General features: G+C 55.2%; 13 protein-coding genes. All 13 read left to right on the top strand.

All coding sequences use genetic code 11. From position 1 onward, the window contains the following. Window positions 1-119: 119 nt before the first annotated feature. The 13 genes from CFI03_RS05315 (at window position 120) to CFI03_RS05375 (ending at window position 16,848) form a co-directional block, all read left to right on the top strand. Window positions 120-2,342 carry a methyl-accepting chemotaxis protein gene (locus CFI03_RS05315; protein WP_248756715.1) on the top strand — a complete coding sequence of 741 codons (2,223 nt, stop codon included), beginning with the start codon at window positions 120-122 and terminating at the stop codon, window positions 2,340-2,342. Between the two features lie 550 nt (window positions 2,343-2,892). After that, on the top strand, window positions 2,893-3,303 hold the full coding sequence (locus tag CFI03_RS05320; protein WP_127497879.1) for an NADH-quinone oxidoreductase subunit A: 411 nt from the start codon (window positions 2,893-2,895) through the stop codon (window positions 3,301-3,303). Continuing rightward, window positions 3,288-3,806, top strand: a complete 519-nt coding sequence (locus tag CFI03_RS05325; protein ID WP_127497877.1) for a NuoB/complex I 20 kDa subunit family protein — start codon at window positions 3,288-3,290, stop codon at window positions 3,804-3,806. Before CFI03_RS05320 ends, CFI03_RS05325 begins: the two co-directional genes overlap by 16 nt. Then, entirely contained in the window at window positions 3,803-4,771 is a 969-nt protein-coding gene (locus CFI03_RS05330; RefSeq protein ID WP_248756716.1) for an NADH-quinone oxidoreductase subunit C, read from the top strand. The genes CFI03_RS05325 and CFI03_RS05330 overlap by 4 nt, the downstream gene beginning before the upstream one ends. A gap of 7 nt (window positions 4,772-4,778) precedes the next feature. Continuing rightward, a complete protein-coding gene (locus CFI03_RS05335; protein ID WP_248756717.1) occupies window positions 4,779-5,879 on the top strand; it encodes an NADH-quinone oxidoreductase subunit D in 1,101 nt (366 codons plus the stop codon). Next, complete coding sequence (gene nuoH / locus CFI03_RS05340) at window positions 5,879-6,892, top strand: NADH-quinone oxidoreductase subunit NuoH (protein WP_127499457.1); 1,014 nt, start codon at window positions 5,879-5,881, stop codon at window positions 6,890-6,892. Before CFI03_RS05335 ends, nuoH begins: the two co-directional genes overlap by 1 nt. Window positions 6,893-6,954: 62 nt before the next feature. Further along, window positions 6,955-7,404: an NADH-quinone oxidoreductase subunit NuoI gene (gene nuoI, locus CFI03_RS05345; protein WP_201002443.1), complete on the top strand. Its 450-nt coding sequence runs from the start codon at window positions 6,955-6,957 to the stop codon at window positions 7,402-7,404. Between the two features lies 1 nt (window position 7,405). Next, window positions 7,406-7,921 (top strand): NADH-quinone oxidoreductase subunit J, encoded by a 516-nt coding sequence (locus CFI03_RS05350; RefSeq protein ID WP_015847349.1) that lies wholly within the window; start codon window positions 7,406-7,408, stop codon window positions 7,919-7,921. Between the two features lies 1 nt (window position 7,922). After that, the gene (gene nuoK / locus CFI03_RS05355; RefSeq protein WP_015847348.1) at window positions 7,923-8,225 is read left to right on the top strand and encodes an NADH-quinone oxidoreductase subunit NuoK; all 303 of its coding nucleotides are present in this window, start codon (window positions 7,923-7,925) and stop codon (window positions 8,223-8,225) included. An 8-nt stretch (window positions 8,226-8,233) separates the two neighbouring features. Beyond that, complete coding sequence (nuoL, locus tag CFI03_RS05360) at window positions 8,234-10,111, top strand: NADH-quinone oxidoreductase subunit L (RefSeq protein WP_248756718.1); 1,878 nt, start codon at window positions 8,234-8,236, stop codon at window positions 10,109-10,111. Beyond that, window positions 10,112-11,743, top strand: coding sequence for a complex I subunit 4 family protein (locus tag CFI03_RS05365; RefSeq protein WP_248756719.1), 1,632 nt, complete (start codon window positions 10,112-10,114; stop codon window positions 11,741-11,743). A 3-nt stretch (window positions 11,744-11,746) separates the two neighbouring features. Beyond that, complete coding sequence (locus CFI03_RS05370; protein WP_248756720.1) at window positions 11,747-13,312, top strand: NADH-quinone oxidoreductase subunit N; 1,566 nt, start codon at window positions 11,747-11,749, stop codon at window positions 13,310-13,312. Between the two features lie 656 nt (window positions 13,313-13,968). Beyond that, a complete protein-coding gene (locus tag CFI03_RS05375; RefSeq protein ID WP_248756721.1) occupies window positions 13,969-16,848 on the top strand; it encodes a S8 family serine peptidase in 2,880 nt (959 codons plus the stop codon). The last annotated feature ends 13 nt before the right edge of the window (window positions 16,849-16,861 follow it).

A 16,861-nucleotide genomic window follows, 5' to 3' on the forward strand; every position in this document is an offset into this window, starting at 1 on the left:
AAAGTTTAAAAAATTATACAAAATGGCGAAAAATACCTTACATATCTATCAAAATTTATCAACTCATATGTTAGTATATATGACATAAATACTAGATGACCAGGATATGGGGGATGCACATGTTCGACTGGCTGGGTACAAAAAAAGGACTGCCGCTTTGGGTCTCATGGCGTTTGAATCATGGGATGAAGAAAGACGTTGAACAGATCTTTGAAGGCATCGCGGAAACGCGCAAAGAGCTGCTTACTTCTTGGGCGCATGAATATTGGGGGTACATCGAGCGGCTGGCGGAGCAGGTAGCGGCTGTATCCATAGATGGCAAATCGTTGCATCAGGAAGAACAAAAGCTGGCCGTTTCCCGTCTGCTCGAACGTACATATGCCAGAGGGAATGACTGGACGGAGCTGTTCCTGCTTGACCGGGAAGGACAGGTTCTCATCTCCACCTACGAGAAACATGGAGGGACGGTTTACGGCAGCGGGAGCGTGATTGAACCGGGTCTTAACTACGCAAGAGCCGGCGGCAAGCCGCGGCCGTGCTTGTATGGACCTTACGGCGATCCGGTTACGTTAAGCCTTGGAGCAAGATCCTCCTCTTTTCACGATAAAATGACCCTGCTCTTCATCTTTCCCCTTACTGTGAATGGAGAATATGCAGGGACGTTATGCGGACGGGTTCCGAACGATGTGCTGGGGGATCTGATCCAGAGGGAATCCGGCCACGTCTATCCGGACTCGGGCGACAACTATATTTTTATGGCAAAACCGCACCTGAATCAGCATATCGCGCTTGGAACCGCATTGTCGCGAAGCCGCTTCGAGGACCGGACGTTTACGTTTGGCGAGAATTTGAAGGATGGAGTTACGACGGACTGGGGAATGGTCTCGATCAAGGAGCATACGGAGCTGGAGATTATTTTCACCGATCCGGCTACGGGCCAGCTTCATCCCGGCGTCCGCAACACGATTGATAACGGCAGCAACCTGTTTGTGGAATTCCCCGGTTATTCGGATTACCGCCATATCCCGGTTATCGGGAAGGGCGTAACGCTGCAGATGCCGCATTGCCCGGATGTATGGGGGATGATGTGCGAAGGCGACCTGGAAGAGGTGTATCGGATTCGCAGTATCCGCTGGCGCTTCAGCAAGCTTCAGCTGTTGCAGACGCTCATTCAGGCCGTGCTGGTAGCCGTGCTGGTAGCGGTTCTTGCCTCGGCAGCTCCGGTATGGGTAACTGCGGCAGCTGCAGGCGTCTGGACTTTGGTATTCGGACAATTTATCGCCGGTGCTGTGCAGCGGAAGGAATCCCGCCGGGTTGTCCGTAATTTGCGGCGAATCAACCGGTTCATTCGTATTAACGCGGAGGGTAAAGGGGATTTGACGCAGCGTCTTGAGCCTGCCAAGTTCGACAACGATGAGACGAGAGAGCTTGCCAAATGGATTAACAACATGATCGACTCCCTTGAGGGGATCATGCTGAAGGTGAAGCTGGCCGCATCGGACGTATTATCCAGCCAAAATGTCATGAATGAATCGGCGGCCGTTACCGCGAAGTCGACGGAGCGGGTCAGTCGCAAGGTTGGCGATATGATCGGCAGCATCCGCAATCAGCTGAAGGATATCGATATGGCGAAGCATTCCGCCGACGAGATGAGGGATACGCTGCGACTCTTGGAGCTGCAGGCTGCCGAGCAGATTGCCGTGGCGCAATCGGAAGTGGACCGGATCGGGGATAAAATGCAGCATATCTCCTCGAAGGTCGGCGATACGAATGATACGATCCGCCGGTTTATGCATACGGTTGAAGAGATTCGCGGCGTTCTGCAGGTTATCGAGGAGATTTCGGCGCAAACGAATTTGCTTGCATTAAACGCCTCCATCGAGGCGGCACGCGTAGGCGAGCAGGGGCGCGGCTTTGCCGTTGTGGCATCGGAAATCCGCAAACTGGCCGATATGACCCGCCGTTCCACGGAGGAAGTGCATCAGATTACGCATCAAATCTATGATGAAGCGAAGCAGGCTTACGCGTCGATGGACGAAGGGACAAAGGTCGTCGAGGAAGGCACGCAGCTCGTTGCGGCCGCGGCGAGCACGCTGCAGACGGCGCAAAGCGAGGACAGCCGGAAATCGCAGGTCGTAGACGAGGTAGTGAACCTGATGGAACGGATTGCCCTCGTCAGCATGGAGAACCGCAAGGTCTCCTCCGACGTGGAGGGCAAAGTCCAGGAGCTGATCGGAGAGATGGACAGCGTACGCCAAACCTCGGAGAGCGTAGAGTCGATTACGAAGTTCCTGCAGCAGCTGGTGGGCCAGTTCAAGCTGACGGAGTCGCGGTCTAGATAAGTGTAGGAGCAGGAAGGACGCCTGGTGGATGGCGTCCTTCCTGCCTTTTTTATTGCGTTGAGGGGGAGTGATTCCGCCAAGCAGCGCGAGTTGGGCTGCTTAACGATGTGGGACATCATTAAGATGGGCAGAACGGGTGCTGGTGGGAGTCTTAACGATACGGGACATCGTTAAGAGAAGCGTGAAGCGGTAAAAGTGGCAATGGCGTGCGAATTCTGGGCTGCTTAACGATGCGGGACATCGTTAAGATTGGCAGAACGGGTGCTAGTGGAAGTCTTAACGATACGGGATATCGTTAAGAGAGTCGCTATGCCAATAGCCGTTCTAGGATGAGCGAGTGGATTTGTTTAACTTTGGGATATCGCAAGGGGTGGCGAGCATAGGCTAATAGTGTGACAGGCGGGTATCGTGCTGACCGGGCGTCCGGCGGGTGACACGCGGTTCCCGGGAAGCCGCGCCGTTATGGGCTTGTCCGGCTCTTCGGGGAAGCGGAATCGAACAACTCTCTCATAGACGGCTGTGGAAGCTTTTGTTATAATTGTGAGGAAAAATGACCAAGCGGCTGGTCCGCTTTGACGGAGGCGATGGTGTGGACAATTACGTCAACCAGTATGTCGTCGTGGCTATTTTTATTTTTCTCGGGATCTTGCTCCCGGCAGCGGCGCTGACCGTCGGTAGACTGCTCAGACCGCATAAGCCGAATGATCCGAAGCAAGCAACCTACGAGAGCGGCAATGAGCCGGTCGGCGAAGGGCAAGTGCGCTTCAACATCCGGTATTACATCTTTGCGTTAATGTTTGTCATCTTTGATGTGGAAACCGTTTTCTTATACCCTTGGGCCGTCGCATATAATAAGCTCGGCCTTTTTGTGCTGGTTGAGATGTTCATTTTTGCGGCAATGCTATTTATCGGACTTCTATATGCCTGGAAAAAGAAGGTGCTGAAATGGAATTCAGTTTAGAGTCGATATCGCTGGAGGAACGCAAGGAGCTGGAACGCAACGTATTTATGGGAACGCTGGAGCAGCTTAAAGCCTGGGCGCGGAGCAACTCGCTCTGGCCGCTGACCTTTGGTCTGGCCTGCTGCGCGATTGAAATGATGGGAACCGGTGCTTCCCATTACGATCTTGACCGGTTCGGGGTGATGTTCCGTACCTCGCCGCGCCAGTCGGACGTGATGATTGTCGCCGGTACCGTGACGAAGAAAATGGGACCGCTGCTGCGCCGCCTGTATGACCAGATGCCCGAGCCCAAATGGGTGATTGCAATGGGCTCCTGCGCGACGGCCGGCGGACCGTATATCAAGTCGTATGCGGTGATGAAAGGCGTAGACCAGATCGTCCCCGTCGATGTTTACATACCGGGCTGTCCGCCTAATCCGGCGGCGCTGATCTACGGCATTAACAAGCTGCAAGAGAAAATCCGTTACGAAGCGAAGACCGGGAAGCGGGTGACGGACCGATGAGCGAGGAGAAGGACGAAGGGCAAAAGCCGGAAGAGATAAAGGCTGAAGAGATAAAGACGGAAGAGATAAAAGCTGAAGAGGAAACGAAGGCTGCCGCGGAATTACCGCAATCTCCGGCAGAGGCCCCAGCGACCGCGGTGGATGCGGAGCGGGAAGCGAAGCTGAAGGCGGCGGCGGAAGCCCGCGCGGCGAGAGCGGCGGCGAAGGAAGCCGCGAACGCGGGCGGAGCAGCGCCGGAGGGCGCGGTGGATGCGGAGCGGGAAGCGAAGCTGAAGGCGGCGGCGGAAGCCCGCGCGGCGAGAGCGGCGGCGAAGGAAGCCGCGAACGCGGGCGGAGCAGCGCCGGAGGGCGCGGTGGATGCGGAGCGGGAGGCGAAGCTGAAGGCGGCGGCGGAAGCGCGCGCCGCGAGAGCGGCGGCGAAGGAAGCCGCGAACGCGGGCGGAGCAGCGCCGGAGGGCGCGGAGCCGCCGCCACCGCCGGAGCCGTCGCCCAAGCAGCCGGAGCTTGATGCGGCAGCAAAGCTGATTCGCAGCCTCGTTCACGAAGAGGCGCTGGAGGATGCTTATATTAACGAGATGAGCCGGCATATGCCGACGATTATCGTGAAGAACGAGCATTGGGCCGCAACTGCCGAACTGCTGAAGCGGCATGAAGAGCTCCATTTTACTTATTTGCGGAATGTATCCGGCGTGGACTACGAGACGCATCTGGAGGTTGTCTATCACCTGGTTCATCTCGAAAGCCGGCGGGAGCTGGCGGTGAAGGTGAAGGCAGACCGAAGTGATCCTGTTATCGCTTCGGCGACGCCCGTCTGGGCAACCGCGAATTGGAACGAACGCGAAATCTATGATCTGTTAGGAGTAACATTCCCGGGCCATCCCGATCTGCGCCGCATTATGATGTCCGACGATTGGGTCGGGCATCCGCTGCGCAAAGATTATGAGCCGCTCGATTCGGAGGTGTAGCTGCAGCGTGATTCGTACCGAAGAACTTCTACTAAATGTGGGTCCCCAGCATCCCAGCACGCATGGCGTATTCCGTATCGTTGTCAAACTCGATGGAGAAGTCATCACGGAAGCAACCCCGGTTATGGGGTATTTGCACCGCGGTACCGAGAAGCTTGCCGAGCAACTGAATTATACGCAGATTATCCCATATACCGACCGGATGGATTATGTGGCGGCCATGACCAATAACTACGTGTTGGTTCATGCCGTCGAGACCATGATGGGGCTTGAAGTTCCCGAGCGGGCGGAGTTTATGCGCCTTATCGTCATGGAATTGCAGCGGGTTGCCAGTCACCTCGTCTGGTGGGGTACTTACCTGCTGGATATCGGGGCGATGAGCCCGTTCCTTTATGCCTTTCGCGATAGGGAGATCATTATTAATTTATTTAATGAACTGTGCGGGGCTCGTTTGACTTACAATTATATGAGGGTTGGCGGAGTGAAATGGGATGCGCCGCCTGGGTGGCTGGATAAAGTGCGGGATTTCATTCCGTACATGTACGGCAAGCTGCAGGAATACGACAAGCTGGTGAGCGGCAACGAGATTTTCCTCGCCCGGATCAAAGGCATCGGCCGATACGATGCGGCAACGGCGATTGACTATGGTCTGTCCGGCGCCAACCTGCGCTGTACCGGCGTGGACTGGGATTTGCGCAAGGTGGAACCGTACAGTTTGTATAACCGCTTCGAATTTGATGTACCGCTGGGCAAAAACGGAGATTGCTACGACCGTTACGTCATCCGGCTGGAGGAGATTAAGCAGAGCCTTCGTATTCTCGAGCAGGCGCTTGAGCAAATGCCGTCCGGCGGCGAGACGATGGGCAAGGTGCCCCGCGTTATCCGTCCTCCGGCGGGAGAAGTGTATGTCCGTATTGAATCGCCCCGCGGGGAGATCGGCTGTCATATCGTCTCGAAAGGAAAAGCAGAGCCTTACCGCCTGAAGTTCCGGCGGCCGTCCTTTGTAAACCTGCAGATTTTGCCTAAGCTGCTTGTTGGAGAGACGATGACCAACCTGATTACGATCCTCGGCGGCGTCGACATTGTAGTCGGGGAGGTTGATTGCTGATGGGAGCATGGCTGCATGACTCGATGACTTGGGGCAATGCGGTTATTATTTTTCTATGGGGCGCGGTGTTCCTGTTCGTTGTGCTTGGCTTTGTCACCTACGCCATTTATTTCGAACGGAAGGTTATCGGCTGGATGCAGCTTCGGATCGGCCCAAACCGGGTTGGTCCTCTGGGCCTTCTCCAGACGGTGGCCGACATATTCAAGCTTCTCATTAAGGAAGACACGATTCCGCGCAAAGCCGACCGCCTCCTGTTCGTTCTTGCCCCTATACTTTGTTATGTACCCGCTTTTACGGTGCTCGCGGTTATTCCTTATACGGAAAAGCTTTATTTCGCCGATCTGAACGTAGGTTTGCTCTATTACGCCGCCTTATCGGGCATCTCCACCTTGGCCATTGTGCTTGGGGGCTGGGCTTCGAACAATAAATACGCGCTTCTTGGCGGCATGCGCTCGGCTGCGCAAATGATCAGCTACGAGGTTCCGCTCGTTATCTCCGTTGTAGGCGTCATCCTGCTTAGCGGCAGCCTTAATCTGAGGGATATCGTGGCGGCGCAGTCCGGCGGATGGTTCTGGGACTGGAACTTCATTCCGCAAATTATCGGCTTTGTTGTGTTTATGATTGCGGCGGTATCCGAGCTGAACCGTACGCCGTTTGACCTGCCCGAGGCTGAATCGGAGCTGGTTGCCGGCTATCACGTGGAGTACAGCGGCTTCCGTTTTGCATTCTTTATGCTGTCGGAGTATGTCTACGTCTACGCGATCGCGGCTTTGACGACCGTGCTGTTCCTCGGCGGTTGGCACGCGCCGGCGCCGTTTCTTGATTTTGTGCCGGGAATCATCTGGTTCCTGCTCAAATTCGCGTTTATCGTGTTCTTTTTATTCTGGATCCGGGCGAGCTTCCCTCGTATCCGGGTTGATCAGCTGATGGGTCTGGGCTGGAAGGTGCTGCTGCCGGTATCGCTGCTGAACGTATTTCTGACGGCAGGTTACCTGGAGCTGTTCGTAAAATAAAGGCTGCTTCGAAATTCTTAAGCTCATGCTTGCGAAGCAATTCTTTTTAGGAGGATCTAGCCATGAATGGACTTGTGCAAGGGCTTGGCGTGACGCTCAAATCAATGGTATCGAAAAAAGTGACGACTTCTTATCCCGACGAGCCGATTGTTATGCCGGACCGGTTCCGCGGTATTCAGCATTTTATTCCGGACCTCTGCATCGTCTGCAACCAGTGCGCAAGAATCTGTCCAACCGACTGCATTACGCTGACCGGCAAGCCAAACCCCGATCCGGCCAAAAAAGGCAAGGTCATCGACACGTTTGATATCAATTTCGAAATTTGCATCTTATGCGATTTATGCACCGAGGTTTGCCCGACGGAAGCGATTGTGATGACCAATCATTTCGAGCTGTCCGCGTACAGCCGGGATGATCTGTTCAAGGATGTGCAGTGGCTGACCGACAACGATACGCTGGTCCGTCAAGATAACAATAACATCGGTGCTCCTGCGAAAGGAGGCGCCAAATAAGTTGTTCAATATTGATTTTAATGGCGAGTTCGCCACCTTTTTTATCTTCTCGGCGATTATGATCATCGGGGCTGTCCTTATGGTTAGCCTTCAAAAGGTCGTGCATATGGTCATCTCCATGGCTGCGGTGTTCCTCGGCCTGGCCGGGATGTTCGTGCTGCTGGATGCGGAGTTTGTCGCTTTCGTCCAGGTGCTGATCTATGCGGGAGCCGTGTCCATTCTGATGATATTCGGCATTATGATGACCAATCATCAGAATAAACAGGCTGATCCGGTTAAGCCTCTTCACGAGACGCTGGCCGCTGTAGGAGCGTTATGCCTGTTCGGGATTCTGTTCTATGCCATCCGGACGACGGATTTTCCCGATGCCCAGCCGCTGCAAGCGGTGGAGGATAATACGTCGAGCATTGGCCAGCTGCTGTATACGGGATACGTCGTGCCGTTCGAGCTGTTGTCGGTGCTGCTGACGGTTGCCTTTATCGGCGCGATTGCCATTGCGAAAAAGGGGGCGGATTAACATGCTTCCATCCTATCTGACGATGGCGGCGATCCTGTTTTGCATCGGGCTGTATGGAGCCTTGGTGAAACGGAATGCCGTGATCGTCCTGTTATCGATTGAGCTTATGCTGAACGCGGTCAATTTGAATTTAGTTGCGTTCTCCAAATACGGGGTTGTACCGTCCCTGACCGGCCAGGTATTCGCTTTGTTCGCCATTACGGTGGCGGCGGCGGAGGCTGCCGTTGGGGTAGCGGTGCTGATCGCCTTGTTCCGCGCGCGAGGTACCGTTAACGTAGATGAATTCGACGAGATGAAGAGGTGATGTGACCCGTGGATCAATTAACGAAAGCAGCGTGGCTCATTCCGCTCTTCCCGTTTGCTGCCTTCCTTCTGCTGACGGCCCTGGGCAGAAGCTACCGGCTGGCGGGCGTGCTGATCGGTTCGATCGGCTCGCTTGCGTCGTTGGTCATGTCCCTGCTCGTTTTTATCGAGAGATTGGGACCAAATGCGGTAGATTACAGCGGCGACAGCTACAAATGGATTGGTCTTGGCGAATATACGCTTAAAATCGGTTTTGAAATTACGAATCTGAATGCCCTTATGCTTGTTATCGTGACGGTGGTCAGCTTTCTCGTAAACGTGTATTCGGCCGGCTATATGAAAAAGGATGAGCGGATTACTGTCTTTTACGGCTATGTCGCGCTCTTTACCTTTGCGATGCTGGGGCTGGTGCTGTCCGATAATATGCTGGTCTTCTATATTTTTTGGGAGCTGGTTGGCGTCTGCTCCTTCTTGCTTGTTGGCTTCTGGTATGCGAAACCTGCGGCCCGCGCTGCGGCGAAAAAAGCGTTTATCGTGACCAGAATCGGCGACGCGGGGCTGCTGCTTGGCATTATCGTATTGTTCTGGTATATGCCCGGCCATGCGCTTGATTTCAGCAGTATACATAATGTGTTTACCGAAGGGCAGTCCGGTACGATTACGACGACCATTACAACCTCGATTGCTCTGCTTCTGTTCATGGGGGTTATCGGCAAGTCCGGTCAATTCCCGCTGCATGTATGGCTTCCGGATGCGATGGAAGGTCCCACGCCGATCAGTGCCTTGATCCATGCCGCGACGATGGTAGCGGCCGGCGTATTTCTCCTGGCGAGAACGTTTGATATCTTCGAGGCCTCCGCTGCCGCGATGCATACGGTCGCTTACTTCGGCGGGTTTACGGCGATTTTCGCCGCAACCGTAGCGCTCGCGCAAAACGACATTAAACGGATTCTGGCCTACTCAACCATCAGCCAGCTTGGCTACATGGTGATGGCGATGGGACTTGGCTCGATGACGGGCGGTATTTTCCATCTGTTCACGCATGCTTTCTTCAAAGCGCTATTATTCCTGGCGGCCGGCAGCGTGATTCATGCGGTACATACCCAGAACATTCACGAAATGGGCGGCCTTGGCTCCAAAATGCGAATCACGGCATGGACCTTTGCGATCGGAGCGTTATCCCTATCCGGCATCCCGCCGTTCTCGGGCTTCTGGTCCAAGGATGCGATTCTTGCTTCCGCGCTTAACGAGAATCCGTTCCTGTTTGCCGTTGGACTGGCGGCGGCCTTCTGTACGGCGCTGTACATGTCGCGGTTGTTTTTTATCGTCTTCACGGGCAAATCCCGTCTACAGCAGTCGGCCGAGGTGAAGGAATCTTCGAAGGTGATGACCATTCCGCTGCTTGTGCTTGCCGTTATATCGGTTGGAGCGGGTTTTATCGAAACGCCTTGGAACGGTTGGCTGGGCGGCTGGCTGACGGATGGCGCGGAGGACGTTCATGCAAGCGGCGCCGCGATTGTCGCTTCCATAGCCGTTGGCGTGCTTGGCATCTATGTAGGATGGCTTATGTACGGCAAAGGCAGCATCGATCGCGGCGCTGCGGGAGCCAAGATGCCGTGGCTTGTTCATCTGCTGGAGCGGCAATATTACGTAAACGAATTTTATGACGCCGTTATTGTCAAAACGGTTCGCGCCGTGGGCAAGAGTCTGAATGCTTTCGACGAATACGTGATTGGCGGCGCAGTCCGGCTGGTGGGTGTTACGGCTGGAGCGGGCGGCCGGGTGCTGACCAGACTGAATAACGGACAGACGCAAACGTACGGCTTGACCGCAATTATAGGTCTTATCGTTATTATCGCGGCAATCGTTGGAAGGAGGTTTTGGTAAATGACGGACCTGACCGATCTTCCGATTCTATCGATTATTCTCGTAACTCCGCTTATCGGGCTTCTGGTTATTCTTCTGCTGCCGAAGCACCGTAACCGGTGGCTGCAGACTGCGGCTATTGTGTTTACGTTGATTCCGCTTCTCTTGTCCCTATGGCTGTATGCCGATTACGACAAGCATCAGGGCGGCAACTCCTTTGAGGAGACGGCTGCCTGGGTAGAAGTTCCGTTAAACAAAGAGACGCAAGCCTCGAATGGGGTAACGAGCTATACGCTGTCGTTCCAGTATGACGTGGGCATCGACGGGTTGTCCTTGCCGCTTGTCATTCTGACGACGCTGATTACGGCGATGGCGGCTTTTGCTTCCGTTCACGTGAAAAAGCGATGGAAGGCGTTTTACGCTTGGTTCCTGCTCCTGGAGACGGGCGTGCTTGGCGTGTTTATGGCGCGGGATTTATTCCTGTTCTTTATTTTCTTCGAAATTACGCTTATTGCGATGTACTTCCTGATCGGGATCTGGGGTTACTTCAACCGGGAGCGGGCCGCTAATCACTTCGTTATCTATAACGGCCTCGGGTCGGCTATCATGCTGATTGCCTTTATCCTTCTCGTGAATACGGCCGGCTTCCATATCGATCAGGAGACGTCATCGTTTATTTACAGCGGCAGTTATGCGGATATTGTCCGCAATTTATCCGATCCTTCGGCTTGGGTGAACCTTGCTCCGGATCAGACGGGCGGACTAAACCCGTTCCATATGTCGGCTGCGATGCATACGGTTATTTTTCTCCTGCTGGTAGTGGCGTTTGGGATCAAGCTTCCGGTTCTGCCGTTCCATACCTGGATGCTGAGGGTACACAATGAGGCGCATCCGGCAATCGTTATGATTCACTCCGGCGTGCTGCTCAAGATGGGGGCATACGGCCTGATCCGGTTCGGTATTGTGTTATTCCCCGAGCAGGCGAAGGATTGGGCGATTGTACTGGCTTCTCTTGGTCTCGCGAATCTCTTGTACGGGGCTCTTATTGCTTTCCGGCAGACGGACCTCAAGCTGGTGCTCGCGTATTCCTCGATCAGCCATATGGGGATCGTTCTGCTGGGGCTTGCGGCCTTTAACCAGATAGGCTTGCAGGGGGCCGTGTTCCAGCTTGTCTCGCATGGCCTGATCTCGGCGCTTCTCTTCCTGATTGTCGGAAGCCTGTACGAGAGAACGAAGACGACAACCTTATCCGAGCTTGGCGGGCTGGCGCGATCGATGCCGTTTATCTCGGGCATTCTGCTTGCCGGAGGTCTTGCATCCTTGGGTCTGCCGGGTCTATCGGGCTTTGTGGGCGAATTCCTGTCGCTGCTCGGCTTGTTCGACAGCCAGCCGTGGATTGCCGGCTTCTCGGTCATCGGCGTCATTCTGACCGCCGTATATGTCCTAAGGGCTGTGCTGAAAACAACCTTTGGCCCTATTGAAGAACGGTATCTCGCGGTAAAAGACGCTAGGCTGGTTGAAGCTCTGCCGATGATCGTGCTGCTGGCTTTTATCCTGCTGCTGGGCTGTTACCCGTCCGTGCTGACGGATACGTTCCAGTACAGCGTCGACGGCCTGTTCAAGCCGTTATTTTCGTTAAGGATGGGGGGATAAGCGATGACCGAATTCGTACCGCTGACATGGCAGGATACGTTGTATCTCGCCCCGGAGCTTATCCTTGCCGCCATGTTCCTTATCCTTATCGTAACGGACTTGCTTCTTCCGTGGAGGACGAACCGCGCGGTTATCGGCTGGTTGTCTTTAGCAGGCTTGCTGCTGTCGCTTGCGGCAGTCATCTGGCGGATGATGGATATGAATCCTTCCGGCGTATCGGCGGCGGAGGCGGCTGAAGCCGGTAAAGCCATCTCGCTCCTTGGCGCCAGCTACCGGGTGGATGATTACGGCAATCTGTTGAAAATAATCTTCCTGGTCGGTACGTCATTAGTCGTATTGCTGGGGCTTGGCTCCACGCAAAAGGATGACGCGGTGACGGACAAAGCCGAATTCTATTACTTGCTGCTTCCGGCAGCGGCCGGAGCTATGATGATGGCCTCCTCCGGAAACCTCGTTACCTTGTATATCGGGCTTGAGCTGCTCAGCATCACGACTTACGTGCTGGTTGGCTTGAGGAAGCGCTCGTCGCTGTCGGCCGAGGCAGCTTTCAAGTATGTGGTTACGGGCGGTATCGCGTCAGCCTTTGTGTTGTTCGGGATGTCTTATCTGTACGGCGTGACCGGCTCGGTAAGTCTGGCGGATTTCCCGACGGCGCTGCCGCAGGCGTTTGCGGACTATAAGGCTTTGGTTTATGTAGGATTCTTCTTCCTGATCGCGGGCTTCGGAATCAAAATCGCGGCTGCTCCGTTCCACGTATGGGCAGCGGATGTGTATCAAGGAGCGCCAACGCCGGTTTCCGCTTTCCTTGCGGTTATTGCGAAGGGGGCTGCTCTTGCAGCGGTATTCCGTTTCCTGTACAGCAGCGCGTTCTTCCTCACCGGCGGTCCGGAAAAGCAAGCGGGTGACGATGTCTTCTTCGCTCTCTTGGTCATCGCCGCTGCCGCAATGATAGCCGGTACGGTCTCTGCATTGCGGCAAAAGCAGGTAAAACGGCTGCTCGCCTTATCCGGCGTAGCGAATGCCGGGTATTTGCTTGTTCCGATTGCAATCTCGGTGACGATCATACACAGCAACAATTTCGCGGAGTTTGTGTTTTACCTGGTTGCGTACCTGCTCATGAACGTAGGCGCATTCGCCGTCGTAACGGTAGTTGCGAGCGCGGCGGGACATGAAGATCTGAAAGGCTTCTCCGGTCTCTATTACCGGGCCCCGTGGACAGCGGCGGCTATGCTGATCTTTATTTTGTCGCTCTCGGGATTGCCGGTTACGGCCGGATTTTTCGGCAAGCTATTCATCCTGTTCGGCGCGGCCAGCGTAAAAGCTTACTGGCTGGTAGCCATTATGGTGGTTAGCACCGTCATTTCCTACTACTTCTACTTCGGTATAATCCGGCAGATGTTTATGCGGTCGAACGGCGAGGAAGAGGATCGCATCCATGTGCCGGCTGTAACGGGAGTCGTCATCTGGATCTGCGCCGCCGCAACGGTTGCCCTTGGCGTATTGCCGGGTCCGCTGATGAAATGGATCGATGCGGTGTTTACGATTCAGGCGGATTTGTTCGTGAGGTAGATTTCGTTGGAGTCCAGCGGCTGGAGCCGCTGGGCTTTTTTTTCGTGGGGCGAGGCGGGGTGGGAATCGGATGGAGATGAAAAAGCGTATGGCGGCTAGGGATTCTTTTGCGGGGTGTGGGAAAGCGGGGAGTGGAAGGATAAGACCTTGTCAGGGTCTTATCCAGTTGGTTGGGGGTTGGAATAGGGAGGATAAGACCCCGACAGGGTCTTATCGCTTTGAAAGTGGAGTAATCTAGCTCCGTAGGCAGCTTGCTCGCATAGAATAAGACCCTGCGGGTCCTCTATCAGGTTAGCGGGCTGCCAGGTTGGATTGAATAAGTCCCTGACAGGGTCTTATATAAAATGGGGAGTAAGCGCGGAGCCTAATTAATAAGGTGGGAATGCGGCGGAAATGCCGGGGTAGGTGGAGGTTAAGGTTCCAAAGTGATTAGAGAGTGAAGGAAGAGTAGGAGGATAGGCGAACTTAGCCATATCATGGTTGTATCATCCTCTTTACAGGTAATTATCTTTTGCTAGAGACAGGAGATCGGGGGCCGGAAATCGAATGGTAATAGGAGATAAATAGAGACTATTAAACGGTCATAGAGAAACGTGTGGCAAGAGCATACGTATAATTTGAGACGGAGACAAATATACCGATAAAGGCAGAAACTGATGAGAAGAGATGCTCTCGGCAGCGTATTGAAAAGATCCCTCCCCGCGCTTCTCCTCGCGGGGATTCTCGCCTGCGGGGCGGCTATGCCCGCCGCCCCTGCAGGCTTAGCCCCGGCTGGGGCCGCTGCGGCGAGCAAAGCCGCCGCCGGCGCCCCCGCCGGGGCAAAAGAGGAGCCGCAAGGCTGGCTCCTCAAATGGCGCGAACCCGCGCAGGCGCATGAGCTGCGCGGGACGCGAGTGCTCCGCCGCCAGAGCAGCGAGGCGGCGGAGGTCTGGCTCGTCCAGCCCGCGGACGGCGGGGCGGACGCCAGCGCCTGGGCCGCCCGGCTGCAACGCGAGCCGGGCGTGGAATACGTGCACCCGAATGAGCGGGTGCACATCCTCGCCGCGGAGCAAATCGCGGCGGATGATCCTGAAATCGGCAAGCAGACCTACCTGAAGCAGATCGGCGCGCCGGAAGCCTGGAAAACCGTGCGGACGCAGACCGATCTGACCATTGCGATCGTGGATACGGGGATTGATCTGGATCACCCGGATTTGAAGCGGAATCTGGTTCCCGGCACCAACTTCGTGCAGCCGAACAAACCGCCGGATGACGATAACGGCCACGGAACCGCGGTGGCCGGCGTTATTGCGGCTGAAGGCGATAACGGCGTAGGGGTAAGCGGCATCCTCTGGGAAGCCAAGCTGATGCCAATTAAAGCGCTTGACTCGCAAGGAGACGGTACGGAACGCGATTTAGGGGAAGCCATCCTGTACGCGGTCCGTAACGGAGCCCGGATTGTGGTTATGTCGGTTGGTCTTAACCGTTACTCGCCTTATATGCTGGACATCGTCAATTACGCCGAAAGCAAAGGCGTGCTCCTTGTGGCGGCCGCAGGCAACGACGGGTTGACCCATGGGGATAAAGCGGAGGTCAAGTACCCCGCTGCTTACCCGACTGTGCTAGGCGTCAGCGGAGCGAAGCCGGACAATACGCCGGATCCCCGTTCGAACCCCGGACCGGAAATCGATCTTGCGGCATCCTGGAATGTATATACAACCGCAATAGGTGGACGCTATAAGAAAGAAGAAGGGACGTCCATGGCGGCCCCGCAGGTTGCGGCTGCGGCAGCGCTGGTCTGGGCCCGTTATCCTTCGCTTGAGCCTTACCAGGTGAGGGAGCTTCTCCGCCAGTCCGCCAAGGATATCGGTGCCCCCGGCCTGGATGACAAATCCGGATACGGTCTGCTGCAGGTGGATAAAGCCGTTACGATGACGGCGAAGTCCGACCGCTTTGAACCAAACGGCACCCGTGCTAGCGCCAAGCCGCTGCCGGCAGGCAAACAGGTTACGGCGCTGCTATCCGGCGGCAGCGATCTGGACTGGTATACGTTAGATGCTCCTTACGACGGCATCGTCACGCTGAATTTCGAGGAGCTGACCCCGGAGGGCAGCGCAACGCCGGCTGTCCGTTTATCGTATTATGCCGGCGATACGCTGAAAGCTTCGGCAGAGACCAAGCTGGGGAGCCGCGTAATTGATTTTGCAGTAAAAAAAGGCAAGCAAGCTTTTCTGATTCAATATATGAACAAGGACATGGATTTGAAGCTGCCATATCTGTTGACGGCAACCTTCAGCATGGCTCCGGACAGCTACGAGCCTAATGACAAACCGTATGAGGCGTTTACGCTTCAGCCGCGCAGTCAGAGCATCACCGGTTCGTTCCATCAGCTAGCCGACAGGGACTGGTATGCGGTGACTTTTACACAGGGCGGTACGCTAAGTCTCCGGGTAACGACCAATACGGTGCGAATTGATCCCGAGCTTGCGGTTCAGCAGGCCGGCCAGGCGCTTATGTCTTACGATGAGGAGCGGGAAGGCGAAGCCGAGCAGTCTCCGGTCCTGACCGTTTCTCCGGGCAAGTACTATATCCGGGTACACAATGCGATATCTTCCGAAGCAAGTCCCACCGTCGGAACCTACACGCTGAAGATGGACTACGTTCCGAAATACGCGGATCCCAATGAGCCCAACGACAAATATTACGAAGCGCTCATGACAACCTCCGGCACGGAATACGTCGGGGTAATCGGCAGCGCAAGCGATGTTGACTGGTTCCAAATCCGACTTGCGTCCACAAGCGTCGTAGACCTGAATTTGTTTAACGTTCCGGCAGGCAAAATGATGAAGCTGGAAGCATACGATAAGAAGCAGAAGCTGGTCTTCACTCAGCTGACCGGACGGAGCGGATCGCTTCAAGCCGCAAATAAGGTTCTGCAGCCCGGCGTGTACTACATAAAGCTTACGGCTAACGGCGCTTTCGACAAGCAGTATTACCGTTTTAAAGTGAAGTTCGATCCGCTCGTGGCAGGCTTCCGGGATATCGCGAGCCACTGGTCGAGGGATGCCGTCGTGGAGATGAGCCGGCTTGGCATCGTGAGCGGCACCGGTCCTTACACCTTTGAACCGAACCGTCCGATTACCCGCGCGGAAGCGGTAGCGATGGCGATCAAAGCGTATAAGCCGGTTGTGTACGGCATGCCTGCCGATGTCCGGTTCAAGGATCTGGATTACGATCATTGGGCTTACGGGGCGATTGCCAAAGCGGTTCAGAAGGGATGGATCAAAGGATTCCCGGATGGGACCTTCCGCCCGGATCAGCCGGTAACGAGAGCCGAGATGGCGATGATTATCGGTTATGCGGATCAGGTGAGGCCCGTAGCGCCGCTTGGCAATCCGTTCAGGGATGTAGGGCGCAATCATTGGGCCGCTCCGATGCTGAACGCACTGAAGCTGAAGGGGGTTATCAGCGGAACGGAGGACAATGCATACGAGCCGGGCAAAAAAGCGAGCCGGGCGGAGTTTACAACGATTTTATACCGGGTATATAGACAATAACCATGAATCAGAC

Origin of the sequence: Paenibacillus sp. ATY16, assembly GCF_003399985.2 — a bacterium.
In the GTDB taxonomy this organism is placed as follows: Bacteria; Bacillota; Bacilli; order Paenibacillales; family Paenibacillaceae; genus Pristimantibacillus; species Pristimantibacillus glycanilyticus.